Annotated in this window: 17 protein-coding genes and 1 pseudogene; 9 read left to right on the top strand and 9 right to left on the bottom strand. The window is 41.8% G+C overall.

The window, feature by feature from the left end; all coding sequences use genetic code 11:
* Positions 1-181: 181 nt before the first annotated feature.
* From JEU79_RS05750 to JEU79_RS27355, 3 genes are read left to right on the top strand one after another with little or no spacing between them, the layout of a single operon-like run.
* Positions 182-1,741 carry a TonB-dependent receptor plug domain-containing protein gene (locus JEU79_RS05750; RefSeq protein WP_246540030.1) on the top strand — a complete coding sequence of 520 codons (1,560 nt, stop codon included), beginning with the start codon at positions 182-184 and terminating at the stop codon, positions 1,739-1,741.
* On the top strand, positions 1,696-2,232 hold the full coding sequence (locus JEU79_RS26055) for a TonB-dependent receptor domain-containing protein (protein WP_281400837.1): 537 nt from the start codon (positions 1,696-1,698) through the stop codon (positions 2,230-2,232). Before JEU79_RS05750 ends, JEU79_RS26055 begins: the two co-directional genes overlap by 46 nt.
* A complete protein-coding gene (locus JEU79_RS27355) occupies positions 2,229-2,444 on the top strand; it encodes a TonB-dependent receptor (RefSeq protein ID WP_281400836.1) in 216 nt (71 codons plus the stop codon). The genes JEU79_RS26055 and JEU79_RS27355 overlap by 4 nt, the downstream gene beginning before the upstream one ends.
* 54 nt (positions 2,445-2,498) lie before the next feature.
* Here the strand turns inward: JEU79_RS27355 and JEU79_RS05745 are convergent, their stop codons facing one another.
* Positions 2,499-2,792: an efflux RND transporter periplasmic adaptor subunit gene (locus JEU79_RS05745; protein ID WP_425511139.1), complete on the bottom strand. Its 294-nt coding sequence runs from the start codon at positions 2,790-2,792 to the stop codon at positions 2,499-2,501.
* 41 nt (positions 2,793-2,833) lie between these two features.
* On the opposite strand from JEU79_RS05745, the pseudogene JEU79_RS28355 reads away from it, so the two are divergent.
* A pseudogene (locus tag JEU79_RS28355) lies at positions 2,834-3,748 on the top strand (IS3 family transposase); the annotation flags it as partial.
* Between the two features lie 232 nt (positions 3,749-3,980).
* Here JEU79_RS28355 and JEU79_RS05725 read toward each other — a convergent pair.
* The 6 genes from JEU79_RS05725 to JEU79_RS05700 form a co-directional block, all read right to left on the bottom strand.
* The gene (locus tag JEU79_RS05725; RefSeq protein ID WP_198263337.1) at positions 3,981-4,538 is read right to left on the bottom strand and encodes an efflux RND transporter periplasmic adaptor subunit; all 558 of its coding nucleotides are present in this window, start codon (positions 4,536-4,538) and stop codon (positions 3,981-3,983) included.
* A gap of 22 nt (positions 4,539-4,560) precedes the next feature.
* Positions 4,561-6,528, bottom strand: a complete 1,968-nt coding sequence (locus JEU79_RS05720) for a preprotein translocase subunit SecA (RefSeq protein ID WP_198263336.1) — start codon at positions 6,526-6,528, stop codon at positions 4,561-4,563.
* Positions 6,525-8,711, bottom strand: a complete 2,187-nt coding sequence (locus JEU79_RS05715) for a zinc metalloprotease (protein ID WP_214660509.1) — start codon at positions 8,709-8,711, stop codon at positions 6,525-6,527. Before JEU79_RS05715 ends, JEU79_RS05720 begins: the two co-directional genes overlap by 4 nt.
* Positions 8,708-10,609 (bottom strand): efflux RND transporter periplasmic adaptor subunit, encoded by a 1,902-nt coding sequence (locus tag JEU79_RS05710; RefSeq protein ID WP_198263334.1) that lies wholly within the window; start codon positions 10,607-10,609, stop codon positions 8,708-8,710. Before JEU79_RS05710 ends, JEU79_RS05715 begins: the two co-directional genes overlap by 4 nt.
* Positions 10,610-10,693: 84 nt before the next feature.
* Positions 10,694-11,062: a DUF3467 domain-containing protein gene (locus JEU79_RS05705; protein ID WP_198263333.1), complete on the bottom strand. Its 369-nt coding sequence runs from the start codon at positions 11,060-11,062 to the stop codon at positions 10,694-10,696.
* Positions 11,063-11,104: 42 nt separating this feature from the next.
* Positions 11,105-16,483: a beta strand repeat-containing protein gene (locus JEU79_RS05700; protein ID WP_198263332.1), complete on the bottom strand. Its 5,379-nt coding sequence runs from the start codon at positions 16,481-16,483 to the stop codon at positions 11,105-11,107.
* A gap of 250 nt (positions 16,484-16,733) precedes the next feature.
* On the opposite strand from JEU79_RS05700, the gene JEU79_RS05695 reads away from it, so the two are divergent.
* From JEU79_RS05695 to JEU79_RS05675, 5 genes are read left to right on the top strand one after another with little or no spacing between them, the layout of a single operon-like run.
* A complete protein-coding gene (locus tag JEU79_RS05695) occupies positions 16,734-16,910 on the top strand; it encodes a hypothetical protein (RefSeq protein ID WP_198263331.1) in 177 nt (58 codons plus the stop codon).
* Positions 16,911-16,921: 11 nt separating this feature from the next.
* Positions 16,922-17,086, top strand: coding sequence for a hypothetical protein (locus tag JEU79_RS05690; protein WP_198263330.1), 165 nt, complete (start codon positions 16,922-16,924; stop codon positions 17,084-17,086).
* Between the two features lie 59 nt (positions 17,087-17,145).
* Positions 17,146-17,391, top strand: a complete 246-nt coding sequence (locus tag JEU79_RS05685; protein WP_198263038.1) for a hypothetical protein — start codon at positions 17,146-17,148, stop codon at positions 17,389-17,391.
* A complete protein-coding gene (locus tag JEU79_RS05680; protein WP_198263329.1) occupies positions 17,385-17,627 on the top strand; it encodes a hypothetical protein in 243 nt (80 codons plus the stop codon). Before JEU79_RS05685 ends, JEU79_RS05680 begins: the two co-directional genes overlap by 7 nt.
* A complete protein-coding gene (locus tag JEU79_RS05675; RefSeq protein WP_198263328.1) occupies positions 17,624-18,349 on the top strand; it encodes an IS66 family transposase in 726 nt (241 codons plus the stop codon). Before JEU79_RS05680 ends, JEU79_RS05675 begins: the two co-directional genes overlap by 4 nt.
* Before the next feature lie 21 nt (positions 18,350-18,370).
* Here JEU79_RS05675 and JEU79_RS05670 read toward each other — a convergent pair whose 3' ends face one another.
* Together JEU79_RS05670 and JEU79_RS05665 are read right to left on the bottom strand one after the other, a co-directional pair.
* A complete protein-coding gene (locus JEU79_RS05670; protein WP_198263327.1) occupies positions 18,371-24,517 on the bottom strand; it encodes a calcium-binding protein in 6,147 nt (2,048 codons plus the stop codon).
* Positions 24,514-25,509 carry an IS30 family transposase gene (locus JEU79_RS05665; protein WP_198263143.1) on the bottom strand — a complete coding sequence of 332 codons (996 nt, stop codon included), beginning with the start codon at positions 25,507-25,509 and terminating at the stop codon, positions 24,514-24,516. The genes JEU79_RS05670 and JEU79_RS05665 overlap by 4 nt, the downstream gene beginning before the upstream one ends.
* Positions 25,510-25,516: the final 7 nt, after the last annotated feature.

The following is a 25,516-nucleotide window of genomic DNA, read 5'->3' as shown; positions in this document are numbered from 1 at the left end:
GTGTCATATAACACAATTATTAATTCATATGACACAACAAGGTACATGATAATATAGTAATGTTAAAAAAAATATTTAAAAAATAGATTTAAGCCATTGAACTAAAATATAAAACAATAACATGGTGCAAAAATTGCTTTATTGGAGTTAAGACTTAACCTCCGATTACAAAGGAATTTTTATGATGCACCCTTCATTTCATAAGCGAAGTGCCCTTCTTACAACACTTATTGCAACACTGACTCATGGCCTCGCCATTGCTGAGGAGGCGCCGCTTGCAGGTATCAATGTTTCTGCAACAGCGATTAAACAAACACTCGATTCCTCAACCCTTACTGTGGAAAAATTAAAATCGATAGCACCTTCTACCAGTGATACCGCATCACTATTAAAAAATGTACCTGGCTTAGTCATACAACAATCGGGTGGTGTTTCAGGTTTACCTGTTATTCGAGGTCTAGCCGATGATCGTTTACGCATTAAAGTTGATGGGATGGATTTAATTTCTGCTTGTGCAAACCACATGAATCCAGCTCTTTCCTATATCGATCCCAGCAATGTTGCTAGTGCAGAAGTTTTTGCCGGCATATCACCGATTAGTGTCGGTGGCGACAGCATTGGCGGCACAATTTTAATCAATTCAGCCCCACCTGAGTTTGCCAAAAATGGCGAAGGTCTATTAAGCAAAGGCGAAGTGGGTGCTTTTTATCGTAGTAATGGTAATGCTCAAGGCGGCAATATTTCTGCCACAGTGGCGGGTGAAAAGTTAAGTATCCGTTACCAAGGTTCAACAACTCAGTCTGATAATTATTCTGCAGGCGATAACTTTAAACCTGCGGGACAGACTACTCTAGGTGCCAATCGTTTAGATCGTGACGAAGTCGGTTCAAGTAGCTATAAATCCACTAATCAATCCATTTCACTTGCTTTGAAACATGAAAATCATCAGTTTGAATTTAAATACAGCGAACAGGATATTCCCTACCAAGGGTGGACTAATCAACGGATGGATATGACCGCCAATGATAGCGAACAATATAATTTAAATTATCAAGGCGAATTTGATTGGGGTGAACTCGAAGCAAGAGTCTACAAAGAAAGAACTCGTCATAAAATGCAATTTGATGATGACAAGCAATATTGGTATCTGACTGGCCTTCCATGCACCCCCAGTGGAGGCATGATGGGCTGTGCGGCAGGTATGCCAATGGACACACAGGGTAAAAATACCGGGGGCATTATAAAAGCAGACATTTTTCTTTCATCACGAGACTTATTAAAAATTGGCGCTGAATTACAGAATTACACGCTTAATGATTGGTGGGATCCATCCGGTAGAGCTATGTGGCCAGACACATTTGTTAATATTAACGATGGTGAGCGAGACCGTACAGCCCTCTTTGCCGAGTGGGAAGCACAATGGGATCCACAATGGCAAACCTTATTAGGCATCCGTGGTGAAAGAGTTGACATGAATGCAGGCGATGTACAGGGTTATAATGCCAGTTATGCATCAGAAGCTGCCACATTTAATGCCTCTGATCGAGACATTACAGACAACAATATTGATCTGACTGCTCTGGCACGTTATACCGTCGATAATATGACCACCATTGAAGTGGGTTATGCCCAAAAACCCGTTCCCCCAACCTCTATGAACGCTATGCTTGGTCAACAGGTGGTATGGCGATGCGTATGGTTAACTGGGCTGGTGATGGTAATGGCTATGTTGGTAACTTAGATTTAGATCCTGAAATATCCCATACCATTAGTGCAAGTTTCGATTTTCATGATGCCACACAAAGCCAATGGGGCTTACAAGCCACCCCCTATTATACCTATGTTGATGGCTATATTGATGCTGCGCGCTGTAACTCAACTGCGGCTTATAGCGCCTGTACCGCAGCTAATCAAACTGCAACCGATCGCTTTGTCTATCTGCAATTTGTCAACGAGTCAGCCAAGCTGTACGGTGTAGACATTTCAGGCTTTTATCCTATCGCTAAACAGACATCGTATGGTGCTTTTACTGCCACCGGTATAATCAATTATGTCCGTGGCAAGAACAAAGATACCAATGATAACTTATATAATATTATGCCTCTGAATGCGAGATTTGCCGTTGTGCAGGATTTTGGCAAGTGGAGTAATAGTATTGAGCTTGAGCTTGTTGATAAAAAACGAAGGTTTCTGACACCCGCAATGAAATCAAAACAAGTGGCTATGGTTTGATCAATCTACGCAGTAGCTATGAATGGAAAGATGTACGCATTGATGTCGGCGTAGAAAACGTGCTTGATAAATTCTATAACCACCCTCTGGGTGGCACCTATATGGGTGAAGGGCAAACCATGAGCGATGGAAAACCAGCCAGTGTTGCCTGGGGATTGCCTGTACCGGGCATGGGTCGCTCAGTCTATGCAGGAATAAATTACAAATTTTAGTAATAGGCATGAAGTAATAAAGATATTTATTTGTTAATAATAATCCTTTCTTACTTATACCATGGTTTGATTTTTAGATGGATGCACCTCTGGTGCACCCACTAATTTTTTTTTCTTTAAATCAACCGTACAACGTATCCCCGCTGGGATTTTATTTTCTGGATTAGCAAGTAACACTCGAATACCAAAGGTACCACTTCCTGCATCTACTACTGGGTCAATGACGATAATTTTTCCTGCATATTCACCACCAATCGGCTTTTGTGGGAATACTTTGAGTGTTTGTCCCAGAGTAAAACGTCCGTAGAATTCGACAGGAACAACTAATTCGACGTGTAATTCATCCATACGCGCCAAAGTAAAAATGGCTTCATTAATGTGGCGTGATTCAGGAGCGTGATTTATTAAAAAGGCCACAGCGTACTTTGCAAGGGAAACTTTGTGAAGTACGCATGGATAACTGATCAGGCTAAAGATTACCCGGTAACGATTCTGTGCCGTTTTATGGATGTTTCCGTAGTTGCTATTATGATTGGGTTAGCTCTCCTAAAACGGATAGAGAGAAAGAAAATGAAGCGCTTACTGAGCAGCTAAAAAACTGTTTGAAGACAGTCGCAAGACTTATGGAACCCGTCGTCTTAAAAGAAAACTGGCTGAAAAAGGCGTTCATATAAGCCGCCGGAGAATTGGTCGATTAATGAAAAAAGCCGGTTTGTTTTGTAAAACGAAGAGACGCTTTAAAGCGACGACTAATTCCAAGCATAATAAGCGTATATCTCCAAATTTACTGGAAAGAGAGTTTACTGTCTCTCAACCTGATCGCTACTATGTGGGTGATATTACCTATATTGCCACCAAGGAAGGCTGGTTATATTTAGCGGTTTGTCATTGACTTATTCTCTAGGCAAATTGTTGGCTGGTCGATGGATGAGCGAATGAAAGCCAAGCTAGTCAATGATGCTTTACTGATGGCCATATGGAAGCGTAAACCAATGGATGGATTGCTTTGGCATACTGACCGAGGTAGCCAATATGCCTCTGATAGTCATAGAAAAATATTGTCGGATCATAACATAATTCAGTCTATGAGCCGCAAAGGAAATTGCTGGGACAATGCTGTATCAGAGAGCTTCTTTCATAGTTTGAAAACTGAATTGACGCACCATTGTCGATTCAAAACCAGAGTAGAAGCAAAGCAGGCAATATTTGAATATATTGAGGTATTTTATAATCGGGAGCGACTTCATTCGGCTAATGATTATTTGTCACCAGTCGATTATGAAATACAGCAGGAAATAGCTTAAATCGATTGATTGAAGAGGGGTAAAAGGCGACATAAATGCCGCCCATTACCGTTGACGGCCATCGGCTCCTCAGCCTGTGCCGTGAAGATATTGTAACAGGATCATTACCGTTGTGAAAATACCTTGGGTGAATGGAACGGCTCTATCGTTCCAGAGGGCAAAGCCCTTTCTCTTCATCTGTTTAAAGTTAACATGAGAAACTAAAATGATAGGAAATACAAAATGACAAAAATCACTTGAAACAGCCAAAAAAATATTTAGAAAACTGTCCGGAAAAGTGTTGACACATCACATCACCTGTAAATTCACCGACATCGGTGTTTTGGTGAACCACGCGACCATTGATGGGACTGCGTAATTGACGTTGTTCATAGACTTGTTTGGCTTCGCTTAATTCCATAATGGAGACTCGCCATTCGGTTTCTACTTCATCTCGTTCTTGTAATGAAATGAGTTCTTTTTTATACATGTCATCATTACGGGCTAGCTTGCGCTTATTAAATTCAGCTTTGGCTTTAGCCACATTAACGCGGGCTTTTTCTACGCCGGATTCCAGTCGTGCGATTAACTGTCCCTTTTTAACTACATCACCACGATCAACTTTAACATCTGATAGCACACCGGGGACTTCACTACTAATATCAACCTGTTGGATGGGTTCTATCATGCATTCCAATTTGGTCATGTCCATTGTCTGAGATGGAGTTTCATCGGCAAACAATAGTGTGGATAAGAAAAAATGACAGAATAGTATCGCTAAAAGATAGTTTTTCATTGTTATAGTCTTCATTAAGTAATTGTTTATCATAAGGCTAATCACCTTTGCCCGTAAAGGCTAAAAGTTGATCTCTTTGTAAACTTTGTTCAAAAAGTTGAAAGCGTTGCTGACGATTAATTTTTTCAATCTTCCTTTGCGAAAACAGAAAAGATTGATTGATAAGCCAGCCACCTATCCAAGGCCATTGTAAGACATGTTTGGATAAGGTTTTCTTCCAGGGTTTAAATTGTGTTCTGGGTAAATTATCATCCAGTGATAAAATCATTTCATAGCTTCCAGGATCACCTTGGCGGGCACAACGGCCATAGAGCTGTCGATCAATCCTTGAGGCATCGTGTAATTCGGTGAGAACCACATGCAAGCCCCCTGCTTCTCTGGCCGCTGCATTCAGAGCAATATCGGTGCCTCTGCCCGCCATATTCGTGGCGATGGTGATGGCATCACTATTGCCAGCCTGTGCAATAATTTCTGCTTCTTTATCGGCCTGATTGGCATTGAGTACAACAACATTCAAGCCATGTTGTCGCAATGCCTGCTCTGCCATTTCTGAGGCATTAATGGATTGCACGCCGATCAGTACCGGCTGCCCCATCTCACTACGGCGCTTAACCTGATGTGCCAGATAATCCCATTTGGCGGTTTCATCAGGGAGAATTTTATAGGCACAAAATTGTCGTTGGATTTTTTTTCGGGTGGCAATGACGGCGGTTGCCAGATCGTAAATGCGCCAGAATTCATCTCTGACTTCTGCACCAGTACCGGTCATGCCGGCAAGAAAATGGTATTTACGAAACAATTGCTGGTAACTGATACGCGCTACCGTACGATTTTGATCGGTGAGTGTCACTTGTTCTTTTAATTCGATTAATTGGTGCAAGCCTTGCTCCCAACTTCGGCCTTCCAGTACCCGTCCGGTGTATTCATCGACAATTTGAATGGCATCGTCCTGAACAATGTATTCCCTGCCCAGTTTATAGACGTGTAATGCTGCCAAGGCTTTTTCCACAATTTCAGCCCTTAAGGAAGACAAACACCAAGGCCATTGCTGAATATCGGTTAGCTCTTCAAGCCGATGTTCTCCAGCTTCTGTCAGACGCATTTGGCGTTCTTTTTTAAAAAAATGTTCGTCTTCTATTAATTCATGAGCCAGTTGTAGAGCCTCACGCAAAATAGCCTCGTTCTCTTTCTTTTCTTCCGGAGCAGAAATAATCAAGGGCGTACGCGCCTCATCCACCATGACACTATCAGCCTCATCAATAATGGCAAAATAAAGTCCCGGCATGAGGCCTGATTCTGCGCCACCACTGGTGAGACGTTTGGCGGTGATAGAGCCTTCGCCCATGCGTATACGTTGTTTTAAATAATCAAAGGCCAGTTCTTTGTTACTGCAATACAACACATCACAATGATAGGCTTCACTACGACGTTCCATATCAAATTCGTGTTCTAAACCATCAACGGACAATTCTAATAGCGTATAAAGCGGTTTAAAGACCTCTGCATCACGTTTTGCCAGATAATCATTGACGGTGACCACATGAACTCTCAGTCCAGCCAAAGCCGCGACGGAGACTGCGAGTGCAGCGGTTAAGGATTTCCCCTCGCCGGTAGCCATTTCTGCGACCCGTCCTGATAGGATCGCCCAAGCCCCTTTAAATTGACTATCATAGGCTTGTTTATGCAGGCTTTGCTCGCAGGCTATGTCAATCAAGGCCAGTGCCTGAAAAACAGCTGAGGGCTGTAGCCCTTCCGTGCGCAGACGATAACGCACTTGGTTTAAATTTGCTTGCAAGCCACCGTCTTGCAACAATTGTTCACGCGCCTTACGAATGGGTTTAACGGAAATATTGACTGGATTGTAAATTTTTTGGGTCATGCGTATTAGACCACCCTGCAGACGATGCGCCCATTTATCCAAGCCCTCATGCTTCACCGGCACACGCTCATACGCATGGCGATGACCGGGTGGTGGGCAGCGAGATAAGTCCAGCAACGATTTCATAAATCCAATTCTGCAAGAAAAACACGGCGCAAGTCACGCCACCAGCGCCAGAAAAGTGGCTCATCCTTATGCTGTAAACGAATATAAACCCGTTCACCCAACCTTAAGCTGGTGGCTTCTTGAGTGAGAAATTCCAACTGAAAAAGGTTTTCAAAGGTTCTGACTTCTTGAGCGCTAGCCGATGAAGAACCCGGTTCATTAAACGCCGGATCAATTTCAAAAATACCACCACCTGTTGACGTTAGTGCTAAATGTGGGATGACTTTACTTGCCTCTGGGATTTGTCGATTCAGTGTTGCTGGGATTATTTTATCAATATCACTGGCTGGACGTACTTCAATGTTGATGACATTTTGTCGAATGGCATTAATGGCTGCCTGATCGGCAACGGCTTTAATTGTTAGATCATTCGGCTGTAATACATAGCCTAATAATTCTCCCCGTTGAATATATTTGCCCTGTAATAGTTCTGGCTTCAATGCCAACCACTGCCCTGCTCTTGGGGATTTAACGATTAAGTGTGCCGTCCTAAATTCTATTTCCGCCAAAACAGAACGGGCATGCTCAAGCTCTTGTAAAATAATGGGACCTTCAGATCGATCCCGTGATTGCGCACGTTGTAGGCGGGTTTCTAACACCTTTATTTTGCCCAGATAATCTTGCCGGTCAGCTTCAATTTCACCATTACGTAAACGAATCAACGCCTGTTGTGTTTTGACCTGAGTTCCAGATGCTTGCTCTAGCTGTTCAAACCAGCCTTCACTTGCCGCTCGGATATGACTGGCTTCGGGTGCCCAGGTGACACCTTGGATCACAGTGCGATAAGGCATGGGCACCCAGAGTAAAAATGCCAGCAACAATACCACCAGACTGCCCGTGATGGTTAATATACGCATACGTTTTCCTTGATAGCGCGATTTAGAAAAGAGTTGTTGTAATTGATTAATAACCGGTTTAAATAATAAACCATAAAGGGTGATCGCAGCCAATATCATGCCGACAATAAAAAATTCCTGAGCGACAAACAAGGCTATGCCCAGAGAAATAAACACGCGATAAATCCAAGCGGCAATCGCATAGCTAAAAAACCACGGGCGTTCACCCGGAGCAGAATGAAACACTGAGTCTTTTAAACGCATTAAATACCGGCCATATAAATAGCCGATATATTGCTGGGATCGCTGATATAAATTAGGAATTTCCAGCCAGTCAGCAAAGGAGTAATAACCATCAAAGCGCAGTAATGGGTTGCCATTAAATAACACCGTGGAAACACCGGTGATCAATAAGGCATTATAAGCAAATGAATGCACTAAGGGATCACTGGTGTGTATCCAGATCCACAAGGCCACCGAGGCAATGGCCAGCTCAGTCATGATGCCCGCCATGCCCACTATCATGCGCCGATATTTGTTTTCAAAGGTAATTGATGCCGAGGCATTGACATAAGGAATGGGAATGAAGATTAAAAACATCAGCCCCATCTCATTAACCTGACCCCGCCAGCGTTTGACCGCATAGGCATGAGACATTTCATGGAGTAGTTTAATAAAGGGGTAGATCACTGCCATCAGGACTAAGTTATCAGCCGCGAGGACTCGATCAGAAAAATTTTGACTGAGTTCTGGCCAGTAAATACCAACATTGATCAATAAATACACCATCATCAACAGCCAGATAATGAGTCCGGGTAGACTAAAGATATGACTCATGAAGAGTGTTTTTTGTAAAAATCGCTCAGGATTCCATAGCGGAATTCGGATCGCCATGGGATTTTTTATTTGTTGTTGCCATTTGCTACGACGCTGTTTGCTAAAGCGTTTTTGTAGCTCAGCAATGTCGGGCATTTTGTCACTGAGAATGAGATTTTGCTGATACAAACGTCCGAGTAAATCAACAATATCATCCTGTGTCGGCGCTTGATCCGGCATGGCCAGACAGACTGACTTCCAGATTTCATCCATCGTGCGATGACCATTCATCTGTTGTACTAAGGCATAGGCACTACGAGGAATACGATGGAAACGACCTTCGAGATGATGGCGAAGTATAAACCATTCCTGACCACGAAAAGTCTGACGGGAAATATGGACGTGTTGCACCAAGCGTGGTTTTAAGTCAGCAACTCGATACCATTGCTGACTAAACATGGGCTTGCGCAGCTCTTGCGAGCTATCCTTCACGGCAACCATTTCCAGAAGGTGAGACGCAGCCATTGAGTTAAACTACGCGTCAAAACAAAGAATAATGACCGTGGCCCTGCGGAAATTTTTGCAATGCCTTCCATTCCGGGTCTAAGACTAGTAGGTATTTCATCCAATTGTGCTTCCACGGTAAAGTAATTAATACCGTCTTTTGCTTCCGACACGGGGGTAATACGATTGACCGTAAAACTCACCGGCTCATCTGGAAGGGAACGCAATAAAAGCTCACCACTTTGTCCGACTTGAACGTGATCAATTTGTGCTTCATCGACTTTTATTTCAATTCGATAGGCATTCAACGGGGTGAGTTGCATGAGCACTTCACCCTTTTGTACTAAGCCCCCTAAACGCTGGCTCAAATCACCTTCAACCACCAAACCGGCAAAGGGTGCGGTCAACTGAGTGCGTGCTAATTTACTTTCAGCGAGTTCTAATTTTGCCTGTGCTTGTGCTGCTTCTGCTGCTTTGATTTTTGCTTCAGCACGATCATGTTGTGCCGCAGCTTCTTGTTGTTCCCGTTTTAGCTGATATTTTTTGGTGTGCCAATTGAGCCGTTCTAAGCGTAGGTCTCGATCATCCAGTCTAACCATCAATTGGTCTTTTTCTACGCGATCACCGGCTCTGACAGGAGCCGCTTCAATATAACCATCAAAGGGTGCGGAAATCATACGTATAATCGCACCTTGTAGACTGGATTCGGCATTGACCTGATAATTGATTTTCACTAGGCCGAGCATCAGGCTCAGTAAAATAATCCCTAGCACTGCCAGTTTCCGACCATAATAACGACTACCGAATAAGCGTTTGCCCTGTTCATTGATGGCATCAATAAATTTTAGAAACATATTTTTATCGCGGCTTTTTTTATCATCCAGAACCGGTGTCAGCACTTGTAAAATATCATTCACTAATTCATTTTCCAGAGCCGAGAAGGATTGATTATTTTCTCGTTCCAGACAGACCGCACCAAGGTATTGTTCATTATGAAACATGGGCACGGTTAATACATTGCTCAGTTGATGCGATTTGAGCAAGTGATCATGAGCGGGATGGTTGACACTTGCCTGTTCATGGCAGACGATTGATTCACGCATCATGATGGCTTCTGACATGGCATCTTCAATGGCTCGCACCAGGTTCATTTTGTTTACTTGCTGCGTTTGATGCGAAATGGCAGTGACTTTCATACGGCGTTGCTGCCAGCCAATAGCGACCCAATTACAATGAAATCTTGCCGCCAGCATGGATGCTAGGCGTTGTGAGGCGCTAAAAAATTCTTTTTCGGCTGCCACGTCGGTGAGTAGTTCAACGGAATGTTTAAAGCTTTCGAGTTGTCTATGCTGTGATGACACTTGCTCGCGACGAAAGAGCAGTTCCAACATGCCTGCACCCCAGCGAAGATGGCGCATGGCATTGTTGATAATGAGTTGTTCTGTCGAAGCCAGTGACACGGCAATAATGGCCTGTATTTTTTTATCCCATAATAGCGGTAATGCTACGGCGACATTGTTTTCATCCAGATTGACAAATAGCGGTTGGGTATCTTCAATGACCTGATTAACAATTTCCAATAAATCGGCAGCCTTGGCTTCTTTGTCTGCCCATTGTGCAACGGGCTGTAGTTGATTGCTTGCTTCGTCAAGAGAAAGTAATAAGGCGCTTTTAAGTTTGGGAATAAAGCCGGTTTGCAGGGCAAGCCAGGCTTCGAGTTTTTCTTTAAGGATGACATCGTTGGCAGTATCGGCTTGTAATTGTTGCCAATAGTCTGCTTTTATAGAATAATTTTCCGGCTCTTTTATTGAGTCAGTTGTTGGCTTTTCGGTTGAGTCAATTTTTGAGTTAATCGTTGGGTCAGTTTTTGTGTTAATAGTTGGCACAGGTTCTTCTATGTTGGCTTAGCATTCAGGGAGAATACAGGATAGGACATTGCCTAGCCTGCAGGTAGTTCCTTTGTCATTATTTTAGTGCGTGGTATCTGTGGCACTTTCTTCTGGGTTTGCGGGTTTGTTCATTTCAATTTCGCCATAGGTTGATTCGAATTTTTCTACTGAGGCTTCCAGTAGTTTTAATAGGCGTTTGGCGCTTTGAGGGCTGACGATCATACGTTGGCTCAAGTCGATGATTAGATCAGTTTTAGCCTGGTGCCAGTTGCGATGAGTACCGAATACAAAGTTGAATTCTTCTCGGGTAGTGGAGACATTGCAAACATTGGCATAGGCGGTTTTCATTTTGCTATCGTCCCAGACAATTCTTGGTTGTCTGGGTTGCGCACTTGCTTGAGTTGCCGCTTGTTGTTTGTCTTGTTCTTCAGTTTTATCTTCGTTGCTCATTTTTTTTCCTATTCGTTCCTATAATTAATTATTTTATTGTTATTAGTTCCATGTTTGGAATTTACGTTTACGCTGATTCTTAACCAGTGTATCCAGTGCTTCTTTAGAGACTTTAGTTTTTGATTTTACTGCATTTTGGGTGACGGCTGCCATACCAAATAATGCCCCCATCAGTTCTAGTGATGAGTCCTTATCTTCAGCAAGGTCAATTTTTTCTTGCTCACTTTGTTGCTCGCTTTTCTGCTCAGGGAGTTTCTCAGCTTCTGGCGTTTCCGGTTGTAGATTTTCTTGTGCATCAAGACATGCTTGATCACCTTCTTCACACTCATCATTGCCTGCCGCTGGGTCAGTTTCTAATAATTGAATAAATTTACCGGCTTCATCCAATTCGAGTTGGGCAATTTGTAAGGTGGTGAATGATTGCTCTGATTCATCACCTGTAACTAAATCAACACCGACTCTTTCTTCTGTAATAACACCTTGCGCACCAAAGGAAGTGGCATTACCCAGTAAGGGCGTTGAACTCAATAAGCTAATAAGGGTCGTGCCAACTAAATCAACACCGCCCCGAGCCAACCTATCCAATTGGGTTAGTTCATCATTGGTCAATCGAACTAATCCATATTCACCAATGGCAATATCTCTTGCCAGATTGATCTGCATATCATCACTGCCTGCACCACCAAAGGCGATATTAAATCCGCCATCAAGTGTGTTTAGTGTGTCGGCACTGCCTTTAAACGTATCCGTAGTGTAATATGAAACCAGTACGCCATTAGATTCATAGATTCCCTGATCACCATAAAGCGCATCATTACCTTTACCACCGTATAAAATATCTGAACCTATACCACCAAAGATAATATCATTATCATCGTCACCCCGTAATAGATCATTGCCCCCTACATCGGAAGAACCTGTATCTGCTAAGCGTAGTAAACCTTCGCCAATTCTGCCATCAGAGCTATCCAATACGATATTGCCCAAGTCACCAATCATGACGTCATTGCCCTGACCACCCAGTAATTCATCATTACCTAGGCCACCGAGAATGCGGTCATTGCCCGCACCACCCTTTATCGTATCATTGCCAGCAATATCATTGATATCATTTTCAATGATGACTTGTGTACCCGTGTGTTCGATCTTGCCCTGATCGCCGATAATCGCATCACCGCCATCACCGCCATCAACCGTGTCATCGCCCAAACCCGCTAAAATCCAATCATCACCATCACCCGAGGCAATCGTATCATTATCACCTAAGCCAAATTCCGGATCAGTTTCTGCGCTGACGCGTACACCATTATTAAATTGAATATTACCATTATCACCGATAATAACATCATCACCATTGGCGGTATTAATAATGTCCTGAGCAACACCACCGGCAACAAAGGTTTCACCGCCTTCTGCTGAAATCTGATCATTGCCGCCTTCAGCACCCTGACTGACTATTTGCTTGAGGGTATTGTTTTCAAAATCAATAAAACCATTATCACCTAAGATGGCATGATAACTACTGCCAACGTTGATAATATCCGCACCGCTACCAGCGATAATACTCTTATCACCATTACCGGTCGTTATCGTATCATCACCGGCAATATCAGGCTCAATGCTTGTGAGCTGATTCATGCTGCCATCGGCATTACGGATAATGACACCTAAATCACCTAGGATACTATCAGTACCTATTGCCGTGGTAATGCGATCATTTCCAGCACCACCGGAAATATCATTATCACCATTAGCGGTGGTTATTTGATCATTGCCGCCATCAGCACCTAAACTGCTCAGTGTTCGTAGTAAGCCCGAGTCATAATCAAGCTGGCCATTATCACCTAAGACTGCATGGCGGCCTGCACCAGTAGAAATGGTGTCAGCGCCGATGCCTGCAATAATTTGTTTATCACCATCACCTAGGTTAATCGTGTCATCACCACCTACCCAGAGCGGTACTCCATTGATAAAGATAGGATACGCACCGACACCGAGTGTATTAACGCTGGTATTCATAAATAGACTATTGAGTGAGCCATCCGCATTACGCAAAATTCGACCATCATCGCCCAATACACTATCAGATCCTGTTGCGGTTATTATTGTGTCATTGCCTATGCCTCCGGCAATGTCATTATCTCCATTGCCGGTGTTGATGCTATCGTCACCACCATCGATGCCAAAACTATTGAGCGTTCGCAATAAGCCTGAGTCAAAATCAAGCTGGCCATTATCTCCGAGAACAACATGGCGACCTGCACCTATTGTTATTGAATCAGCACCACTGCCACCGATAATTTGTTTGCTTCCATCACCTGCTACAATCGTGTCGTTGCCAGCAATAACATTTTCAGTATTGTACATTGTCGCCAGACTGCCATCGTCATTGCGTAGAATAACGCCCTGATCACCGATAATGCTATCGTTACCTGTACTGGTATTAATAGTGTCGTTGCCGACACCACCTGCTATATCATTATCACCTGCACCAGTGCTAATAGAATCATCAGCGCCTTCACTGCCAGTACTATTGAGGCTTCTTAATAAGCCTGAGTCGAAGTCTAAGCCACCATTGTCACCTAAAATAACATGACGTCCAGCACCGACGGTAACCCTATCGGCACCACTACCGGCAATAATTTGTTTGCTACCATCACCGGCAATAATGGTATCACTACCGGATATATTTTCTTCACTACTGTATAGCGCATTGAGCGTACCGTCTTCATTACGCAAAATAACGCCCTGATCGCCTAGGATACTGTCATTACCTGTCACGGTGTTAATAGTGTCATTGCCTACACCACCAGCAATATCATTGTCACCTGCGCTCGTATTGATCGTGTCATCAGCACCCTGTGTGCCAGCACTTTGCAATACTTTCAATAAGCCAGAATCAAAGCCTAAGCGACCATTATCTCCGAGAACCACATGACGACCTGCGCCGACAGTCACGGTATCCGCACCACTACCCGCAATAATTTGTTTAGCGCCATTGCCAGCGGTAATCGTATCATCACCGGCGATATTAGTTTCTACACTATACATTGCAGCTAAACTACCATCTGCATTGCGTAAGATGACGCCCTGATCACCGATAAGGCTATCATTGCCTATGCTGGTATTGATTGTGTCATTGCCCACGCCACCCGCAATATCGTTGTCACCAACTCCTGATGTAATAGTATCATCGCCACCGTCTTCACCCACGCTGTTTAGTGTGCGCAGCAGACCTGAGTCAAATTCAAAGCCACCATTATCACCCAGAATCGCATGACGACCTTCACCGACAGTCACCGTGTCAGCACCACTACCGGCAATAATTTGCTTAGCACCATTACCAGCTATGATCGTATCATCTCCGGCAATTTCAGTTTCAGCGCTAAACTCAGTTTCAGCGCTAAACATTGAAGCCAGACTACCATCGTCATTGCGTAAGATAACACCTTGATCACCTAGAATACTGTCGTTGCCAGTGCTTGTAGTTATAGTGTCGTTACCAACACCACCGGCAATATTATTATCGCCAGCGGCAGTGGTAATAATATCATCACCACCGTTTTCACCCACACTATTGAGACTTTTTAGAAGTCCTGAATCGAAAATTAATTCACCATTATCACCGAGAATGTTATGCAGACCTTCACCCGTTGTTATAGTATCTTCACTGCCACCGGCAATAATTTGTTTGTCGCCATCACCGGTTGTAATAGTGTCCTGACCACTGCCATTTTTGTTTAATGTACCAAGAGAAATTCCAGAATCAACGGTAAAAAATTGATTAGGTACAGTAACAATAAAAAGTCCTGATAAATCACCTAAATTCTGGTTAGGATCAAAAATAATATTATTAAAATTATCAACCGGAAAAAATTCACCACTCAATACGGGAAAAGGTACTATTTCAGGCTCAGGCACTTGCGGGAAATCAGCTAAGGAAAAGTCTGATGAAGCTATCGCTACAGGGGTAGGTATTGTTACTGACTCTATGGCATTGATTGAATTAAGTGAACCATCAGCATTGAAAATGATTTCACCATGATCACCGAGAATACTATCTGTACCGATTTGTGTTGTAATATTATCATCAGCACCACCACCCGCAATAGCATTATCCCCGTTGCCTGTGACAATAGTATCATTACCATCAATGTCATCAGCGCCCAGACTATCCAGTTTCCGTAATAGACCGGAGTTAAATATTAACTCACCATTATCACCCAAAATAACATGACGACCTGCACCGACAGTCACATAATCAGCACCACTACCTGCAATGATTTGCTTAGTACCATCACCAACAACAATAGTATCATTACCAGCGATTGATGAATTGGTGCTAATCATTTGTTTTAGTGAACCATCAGCATTGCGGATGATTTCACCTTCATCACCAATGATTTGATCCGTGCCATCACCAGCAAAAATCATGTCATCGCCCGCGTTACCAATAATGCGATTATTGCCTTGCGCCGCATCAATATTGTCGTTGCCTTTACCCCCTAAAATATAGTCATCATCTTCATTACCTTTGAGGATTAGACCTAGATTCGAAAGACTTGCATCAATAAAGTCATCGCCCTGTTCACCTCTGATAATCAATTGAGCATCCAGATCATTTGCTAGAGCATGGACTTGTATTTGATCATCGCCTTTACCGGCATAGATATTGGTTTCTGTTGCAGCGCCATTAAAGACATTATAAATATCCAGGTCATCAGAATTTTGACCTAATGCAATACCTAAGCCTTGAGTATAATCACCTCCTGTTGAACGATAACGTACATTCCCAGTGGCCAGTCCTTGCAATAGAATATCTGAACCCTCTTGCTTCATAGTAATCGTATCACTGACAGTTCCGGCCAAATCACTGATCAATAATTGATTATTCCCCTGGTTCGCATCAATGGAAAGGTTACCTTGGATGCTATCTAAATTGCCCGATAATTGTCGAGCATCTGCTCCCGACAAAGTATTACCAGCAGTTTGGTTCGCATTGGAAGTGACATAGATACGATCATTACCCAATCCGGTATCTAAATAAACATGAGTCCCTGCCAACGTTGCCTGAACATTCATAATGTCATCACTCGTGCCACTGGTCACTAAAAAGTTTTCACTATTTTTAGCTTCAATGTGTGCCACAATGGATTTAGCCACCAGCCCCGTAGCATCTTGCTGATATTGAGTGTAATAACTATCAGAAATTTGACTGCTGCCCGCTGTTGTTAAATTAACTTGTACGGCATCTGGGCGTGCAGATAAATCATGACGAACTTTGTCATCATTACCTGCCCCCGTATCAATTTTGACATTCAATAAGGTAGAAGGGGCTTTTATCGTAACAAGGTCATTTTCTGAACCGGTATTAATTTCAAGATTTTCAATACCATTGGTCCAGATACCGTAACTTCTCAATAAGTCTGTGCAAAACTTGAAATAAAAACAAAAAAAGTCTTGACAGCATTTTAGAGGACAAAAATTGCATTTTCACTGCCCCATGTAATTTATCCCTATAAATGATCCTGTCGATCTGTCTCAGATCGAAATAGAATATTTTTGAATATTATCTTAACTGAGAGGGAGTTTGATCAACACAGGGCAAACTAAAGAGCCTTAAAAAGCCATGATACAATTGTTTTATTGAAAACAACCTGTATTGATTATAGTGAAAAAATTACCTCCAATTCCAGAGATACCTGAAGAAGAAAAGACACCGGTAGTCCGATTACTCCTTGCTTTCATGGAGCAACAACAGGAAATCATTCAAAACCAACAGGTTGAAATCGATGCCCTTAAAACAGAAGTTGCTAAGCTTAAAAGCTACCTCCAAAGCCTAAAATAAGAGCCAGTAAATTGCCAAAGGATGATGACAATGATAATCCGACAGGTCATTCAGGAAGCAAGAAAAACAACTCAGGAAATGGGACTAGTAAAAGTCGTAAACGAAAGAAGAAATTGGCTATTCATAAAACCACCGTTATCAAACCAGATAACCTGCCAGAACATTCACGTTTTTAGGGTATCAGGATTATTTTGTTCAGGAGCTGCTGATTAAGCCTTTCAATACTCGTTATCGATTGGCTCGCTATAAAACACCCGATGGTGATACCTGTATAGGAAAATTGAGCTTTGATACACATATAGGACATTTTGGCCATACATTACAGAGTTATATCGTTTATCAATATTATCACCAGAGAGTGACTCAGCCATTGATAATACAACAATTAACAGAATTAGGTTTTGATATTTCAACGGGTCAGATCAATGAGATTTTAATCCATGACAAAGACCATTTTCATACTGAAAAAATACATTGCTAACTGCCGGTATCAACAATAGTACTTATATCCATGTTGATGATACGGGTAGTCGTCATGATGGAAAGAATGGTTATTGTACTCACGTTGGCAATGAAACCTTTGCCTGGTTTTCAAGTACTCGATATAAGAGCCGGATTAATTTTCTACAATTGTTACGAGGTGCTGCTGTTGATTATACGCTCAACGATGCAGCACTTGATTATATGGAGCAGAAAAATTACCTCACAAGCCATTGAGCGTTATTGAACAAAGTCATCAGACTTGCTTTGATAATGAAGAAGCCTGGAAATACTATCTGCAGAACAATAGTATCATAACACAACGGCATGTTCGCATTGCCACAGAAGGCGCTTTACTGGGGGCATTAATTAACAGTGGCTTTCCAAGTGATTTGGTGATTGTGAGTGATGATGCAGGACAATTTGATATTTTGTTGCACGCATTATGTTGGATACATGCAGACAGAGTGTTTCAGCGGATACTACCACTCAATGAGCGACATGATAAAGAACTGAACTGGGTACATACTCAGATTTGGGAACTATTTTATGATCTCAAACAATATAAACTTGAGCCAGATGATCCGTTGAAGTCAGCGATTGCTGAACATTTTGATGAATTGTGCCGGACTAAAACAAGCTTTGAAACGTTGAATCAGGCACTGAAACGATTGGCAAGAAATAAAACAGAATTACTGCTGGTATTGGAACGGCCTGATATTCCTCTTCATAATAATTTGAGTGAAAATGATATTCGAGAATATGTTATTAAGCGTAAAATTAGTGGTAGTACACGCTCAAAGGATGGGCAACTTTGCAGAGATACCTTTGTCAGTTTAAAGAAAACTTGTTTGAAACAAGGAATTTCATTCTGGGATTTTATTAATGACCGGATCAGCAAGAGAAATTTGATCCCATATCTGCCTGAGTTGCTGAAAGGTAAAGTTTGTGCTGTTTAAATGCACAGACTTATTGAGAAGTTACCAGATACCGGCACCTGTTTCACCACTGATCACATCAAAATAATCATAGCGGTCATTAGCACGCCCCGTCACAAAATCAGAACTCACTTGAACTGTTTTGGTCACTTCGGTGAATAATTCAAAACCAATTTCCAAACCATCACCATCGAACAATGTCTGTATATAAACTTCTTCCGGATTTCCTGCAACGCTGGTATTTAGAATCAAACCTTGTTGAATAGGTAAACGCACATCCGTTATTTCTGTTTGCTTTAAACCATTGCGGATCAAATCATCAACATTATCCGGCGTAAAGGCCAAACTACCAACGGGCGATCCCATTACTGCCTGATAAAAATCAGCCCAGCTATCCTGAGTAATATACACACCATCCGTTAATGCACTACTGTATTGAACATCATCAGCTAGACGTCCAATTGCCATCGCATCCAGTATTTCATTGCCTGAGGAATCTACACCAAAGAAAGGTAATGTATAATAACCATTGTTTAAATCACTGAGAAATTGTAATGCTGCTGACTTAACACGCTCTTCATCACTGAGTTCACTATTGCCACTATAATCATTAGCACGGACGACTCCGCTTTTGTTCACACCGTTCTGGGTATAAAACAATCTAATCTCTTTGAGCGTTTTACCTGATGGATTGATAATTGTGCCATCAAGAGCCAAATTAGGTGGTGTTGTTTCGCCACTGACTTCAGAAAATTTGCCCGACTTATTGGCGTAATCGACCCAGGCATCACGTGTTGAATCATTTCTATAGTTATCAGCTTCATGACGATAGTCTGCTTTAATAGAGGAAAAATTAATGGCATCAGGACGGTAGATACGTAATGATAATTCACTTTCATAGCCATTAGCATCCAGATAAGTACGCAATTGCTCTGCATCAGCAAAAGTATTGCCCACTTTTTCTTCCAATTCGATATCAACATTCGTCGATATAAGCGAACCATCTAATAGACGATTTAGAATCCCTTGATCAGTTGAAAAGTTCATATTTTCGAGCGTTTCAATCAAGACATTTTTTTCTGCATCACTTAAGCCTGAAATGGCACTCTTATCATAAGCATAATCACCGGTCAGACGAGACAATTGATCTAATTCTAATTCAATAGCAGAATCATCCTTAGCATTAACAACCAGCTTATCATTACCACCAACACTATCTCGAATTTCAACGAAACCGGCGATTTTTGATAAGTCATAGGTTTCTGGCATAATTCGCTCACCACTCACCAGCTCTGGTAAGTCAAAACGATAGGAGAATTCGCCAACGGAATCAATTGCCTTGTATCGATCAACAACAGCATCTTCTCGACCATCATCAATGCCTCTTATTTCAAACAACAATGAAAGCGCATCATACCAAAGCTTACTATTAGCACCTGCAGTCGTCGCACTGTCACCCCAAGTTTTCACAGCATCAAGTGCAAAGCCATTGAAAGGATCTGTGCCAACTGGGTTACCTTTGGTATTAGCAACATCATTGGCAAGCATGTCTGGAATCCAAGGGTCATCGGTTGAAACAGCATAACCATTAAACGCAGATTGAATGCCGGTCATCAAATAATGCTTAAAGCTTTTTTGTAAACCATCAAAGCCAGAATGTGGACCACTTGGCGGCGCTAAACCGAGTATCAATGATGGATTCCATCTAACACCGTCCAATAAGGTACCTATATTCTTCGCATAAAAATCATCCAGTGTCGTAGACACCTTTGTACTTCCTTGACCGCCACTATAGGTCTCAGCAAGCAAACCGTTAATGTTTGCATAAAAAGGTCTGATAACACCATGATAGTAGTTATCATAAGGTCCCCATCGAGAAGCAGAATTCCAGCCATTATCTGCCTTAGTAGAGGTGTCTCCATAATAAACCGCATCACCCGGCGTCCACAAACGATTACCAGCACGATGAAATAGTTCAGTGTGTTCTTCAATCATGGCACGAGAAAAAAGCTTCATGGAGTTAAGAATATTAAAGGCTAATAAATTCTTACGAGTAGAATCCAGATTAAAGCCATTGATTTCCGTACCACCATTAAACCAACGCTCATAAAACTCTTTGACATCATCATCTTTTATTTGCGCTCTAGGCATAATATAGATGGGATCATACACCTGACCAGTGCTTCTTGTCGTGTCCACATCCAGGCCATAAAAAGTATGCTCTACATTTTCTGTATAGGATGAGGCAGGATAACTTACAGTGAATTTTTTCTCTTCACCACCTACGTAAACAGTATCTTCACCAAGCCCCAGATTAATCGTTAAATTCACATCCTCAGGCAGTCCATAAAGATAAACTTCATCATCACCCTGCCCGGTTAATATGGCAACGTTTTCGACATTGTCTAAACCTTCAAGAATTTGTCCAGATCCTAATGTATCAGAAACCACATAAATTCTAAATGAACCCGCCGCTTCGTAGATATAAACTGTATCTGCTAGTGCCGTACCACCCAGCACCAAAGTATCAAAACCACTGCCACCGGAAATACTGATACGGTTATTATTAACATAACTGATTAACACATCTTTATCATTGGTGGTTTTACCAGCCTGATCATAGGAACCAGAAATATCAATTTTTTCTGCATTTTCTTCTGTTGATACGGTACTATTGCCGTCTTTTTGTAAGAGTGTTTTCAGATAGAACCAATCATTACCACTCTCGCCATAAAGACTTAAAATGCCCACATTATGATTGACTTCAAAATAATCATTGCCTTTACCACCAAACATCTTAGCATTAAAGCTAACACCATCTGTAATACCATTAGCACCATTAACGACCGTAATTTCTTTACCATTAACCATCATAGTCGTGGTATCAATAACTCGACCTACAATAAAGTCATCATTACCCTCATCACCATAAATACTCATTGCTGCCAGAGTATAATCGGAGACAAACATATCATTACCTTTACCACCATGAACAGCAACATTTTCAACACCCAAGTCATAATATACGCGTTGATAGTCTGCGACGTTGGCAAAAAGGTCGCTCGCACTTTCGGGTGTATCCGGTTGTTCACTGCCATTTTTGAGTGAGTCTATATCAATCCGTGAGAACAACTCAGTCGCATTTTCTTTGAGCGTTCGAGTCACAATTCCCAGATTATTAATTTTATCGACATCTAACTGAAAGAAGTCATCAATATTGTCTCCCCAAATTGACACTTTATCGGTTTCATTGCCAGTGCCTTGATCCTGAATACGTAATAAGGATTTTCCATCCGGTGTGCCAGTAAGTTTTAAGAGATAAGTGTCACCGCCTTCACTACCATCTAACCAACCCTCAGCAGTAAAGTTGCTGACTAAGAATTTATTGTCCGATGCGCCACCCGTTAGACGTACTGATTCAAACAAGTTTTTCAGGTTCTCATTTTCATCGATAGGGGTTTCAAGTTTAAGACCTGTATCCGGCTCCTGGGAAACTTCAACACCGCTGATACGTAAACTCATATCCGTTAATTTAAAATTCAAATCGCGTTGTTCAATTAAGGTGTCATAACCCGAACTATCAAAGAAAACATCAACCCCGGCACCACCAGTAATCGTATCATCACCACTACCACCATCAATGCTTTCAGCATATTTACTACCAACAATGCGATCATTATCCGCCTGACCTTCAAGGTATAAATTATCAACTAAGCGTTCAATAATGCCACTGGCATCAATAGTGTCTTCACCATCACCACCACGTACTCTAATAATGTCTGCACTATTCGCCGGATCATTATCACTAAGGTCAATACCACGAACTACAAATGACACACCACGATCACCTGCTTCATTAGTTTGGCTCAGGTTCAGTGTTTGCCATTCATTATAATCGTCTGAATCATCATTGGGCGTACCAGCATCATTGCTAAAATGACTTAAAGTAAACTTATCATTGTCTGCCGTACCAGTGATAATAAGCTCATCTTGCAAATGATCAGCACTGATTTTATTCACCTGAAACCAATCATATTCCCCTGTTGGCTGCATATTACCATCACTATCAGCCTCATATACTTCACGCTTTTCACGTACTTCTGTTAACTCTTCTAATAGTGCAGTTTGTTGTGCAGAATAATAAGCACCGATTGTTTTCAGGCTGCTGCCAATAGTAATAGTTTGAACCTTTTCACCCAATAGTGATAAATCTTTTATTACCTCAAGTGTCGTAAACTGACCAGAAAGATCCAGAGGTGCATCAGTCAGATCAATTTCAATCGAACGTTTAACCTCACCACCATTAACATCATTGACAGCACTAAGAGACACATCAGCAATAACAAGAATAGCCGCTAACTTGCTTTCAATCAGTTGTTCAATGGCAGTATCACTTAAACCGTTTAAATCCAATTCGCCAGTGGCTTTTCCATCATAATTAAAGTTAATGGTTTTTAAATTAGTTTCTAAAGCGATAATTTGCGGTTTTAAGAAAACACTCTGTGTGAAATGTTCAATGCTCGTCACATTTAAATCACCATTTGGCTCTCCATCGGCATAAACAACTTCCCACTGGTCATCACTGAGTCTGACATCAAGCGATGACATACCCGTAATAGTTTGTAATGCATCACGAATAGCAATTCGATTGGCATTATTCTTAGTATCTTTTTGATTTTGTTCATCTGAGTCGAGAATTTGTTGCAAAGTAATAGAAACATTTGTTGTTGTAGAAGCCAGCGTATAGGCGAAGTTAAAACTTTGTACCCCTTGGTTTAAAATAGCCAGATCTTGCCATTTTAAATCCCTGGATTTTTCACTGATAACAGTTAGTTCAATCTCAGGATAATTACCCTCAGGATCTAAGTCAGCATCGAGTATATCAATGCGATAGCCACCATCTACTGCAGTGACATCCACATCATTAATGCCATCAATGGTTTCAATTGCAAGTTCGTAATCAGCAGCGATATCAACAGGATTGCTTTGAGAGGATGACAAATTACTGCCATTTAGTTTATACCCTATAATCGTACTCCCCGTAGGAATTAATAATTGTGCATCATTAAGAAGTTCAATACTTTGAATTCTATAATCATTATTCAATGTTTCAATAATGGGATTTCCATCTGCATCAAAGGCATATTTTCCACTGTTATTCAGTTCTAACTGATAGAAACCATCTCGCTCAAAATCAAATGCACCATCTGCGGCAGAAAGGCGCTGTCCTTGCAACAAGGGATATTCAGTAGCTACGGTTAATTGCTCACCATCACCATTGCGAGCAGCCTGCCAGGCTTTTGCTTTAACTGAACCTAAGTCAATTTCAACCAGCGACACTTCCGTATTGAGCAAGTTATCAATATTGAGTTTATCTGCACCATCTCCGGCATCAATGGTTAATCTGGAAATATTCTCAAGCGAATGTTTAACTGAGCCAACTTGAATAACGAGTTTTTCATATTCCCCTGCTGTATCTAAATTATTAACATCACCAAAAATATGCAAGACTTCTGACTCATTACTCAACTCAGCTACCAGAGTATTACGTCCAGCGCCACCATCAACCGTTATTGCACTTCCCGTTAATGCCTCGGGATCGGTTAATATAATTCGGTCACTATCTGCACCGCCATAAACACGCCCCGGCCCTGCCAGTTTGAGAATATCAGTGCCGGCATCACCATAAATTACATCGGCAAAATTACCCACACCACCGACTATTTCATCGACACCTTTGCCACCATGTAATTCATCAATCCCTGAACCACCATCAATAATGTCACCCAGTCTTGCCACGGTGATAGTACCGGCGGTAATAACTGCACCATTGGCATCAACGGGCTTACCTTTGTCATTATAAGCATCAAAGGCTGTTCCATCAGTACGATAAATAATTGCGGCTCGTTGTTCTCCACTGGCAGTATAGTAATAAGCAACTTCTTCATCACCACCATAAATGGTATCTTCCCCGTCATAGCCTAAAATGATATCCGGATCAGCATCGCCATAAATAGTGTCATCATTCATTCCACCAAAGAGTAAATCTTCACCACTACCACCATGAATTTTAGCACTGAGATAATTATTAGCTTCATTGATAATTTTTATGGTGTCATTACCTGAACCACCTGAGAGTATATAGTCAGCTTTAATCAGGCTATCAACTTCAATACGACGCGGATTCAACTCTGAAGTGCAACGCAGGAAATTCCAGTTCTTGCAAATGATTTTTTCATTGCCTGGAATGGTGTTTGAAAGCCGAGTGCCTTTCTAGGTCTATTATTAAGTTTTTCCATCATGTTGTAAACCTCTTTATCAGTCACTTCTTTAAAGTCTGTATCTTTAGGAAAATATTGTCTAATCAGTCCATTAGTATTTTCATTTAACCCTCGCTCCCATGAAGAATAAGGGTGGGCAAAATAAAATGCTGTATCAAGAGCTTTGCTTACCTGCTCATGATAAGCAAACTCTTTACCATTGTCTGCGGTAATACTATGAAGCCTGTCTTTAAAGGGTTTAAGCAATTGTATTGTTGCTTGTGTCACCCAATCAGCCTGTTTGCCATTCACTCTTGCTACTAATGTGTAAAGCGTTTTTCTTTCTACAATCGTGACCAGAGCACCACTGTGTCCTTTACCGATCACTGTATCAATTTCCCAGTCACCAACACGACGTTTATCATCAACAATCTTAGGACGGTCATCAATGGAAATTCGATTAATTATTTGTCCTCGACTGCTTTTACCGTTACTACCACGCTTTTGGTATTTCTTTCCCTGACGCCTTAAATACTGATGTAAATCACCACCTTGCTTCTTATCATCCCATATGTGTTGATAAATACGTTCATGGCTAAGAAGTAGCATTTTGTCATTCAGTAACCAACCTGATATCTGTTCAGGACTCCACTGGTGCTGTGAAAGCTTTTCATCAATAAGGGCAATCATGTCATCCGTCATTTTAATTGCTTTAGAAGCATTGTAGCGACGCTTAACGGCTTTTTCTTGAGCTTGCTTAAATCGATAGCCACGTAAACCAGCGTTGCGTTTAATTTCACGGCATATAGTAGATTTACTCACCTCAATCGCCTGAGCAATTTTAGACTGGGAAATGCCATTTTTAATCTCAGTCGAAATGTAGTATCTTTGTTCTTGTGTCAATTGCTTGTAAGTTCTCATAAGTCAC

Origin of the sequence: sulfur-oxidizing endosymbiont of Gigantopelta aegis (genome assembly GCF_016097415.1) — a bacterium.
Classification (GTDB): domain Bacteria; phylum Pseudomonadota; class Gammaproteobacteria; order GRL18; family GRL18; genus GRL18.
The sequence above is the reverse complement of the archived record's forward strand: the minus strand, read 5'-3'. Positions and strand labels throughout refer to the sequence as shown.

What these genes read in the sequence shown, in the direction of transcription:
- JEU79_RS26055 (WP_281400837.1), top strand. Translation starts at nt 1,696, where the DNA reads ATGGTTAACTGGGCTGGTGATGGTAATGGCTATGTTGGTAACTTAGAT.
- JEU79_RS05705 (WP_198263333.1), bottom strand. Translation starts at nt 11,062, where the DNA reads ATGAGCAACGAAGATAAAACTGAAGAACAAGACAAACAACAAGCGGCA.
- JEU79_RS05665 (WP_198263143.1), bottom strand. Translation starts at nt 25,509, where the DNA reads ATGAGAACTTACAAGCAATTGACACAAGAACAAAGATACTACATTTCG.
- JEU79_RS05745 (WP_425511139.1), bottom strand. Translation starts at nt 2,792, where the DNA reads ATGGATGAATTACACGTCGAATTAGTTGTTCCTGTCGAATTCTACGGA.
- JEU79_RS05750 (WP_246540030.1), top strand. Translation starts at nt 182, where the DNA reads ATGATGCACCCTTCATTTCATAAGCGAAGTGCCCTTCTTACAACACTT.
- JEU79_RS05720 (WP_198263336.1), bottom strand. Translation starts at nt 6,528, where the DNA reads ATGAAATCGTTGCTGGACTTATCTCGCTGCCCACCACCCGGTCATCGC.
- JEU79_RS05725 (WP_198263337.1), bottom strand. Translation starts at nt 4,538, where the DNA reads ATGAAGACTATAACAATGAAAAACTATCTTTTAGCGATACTATTCTGT.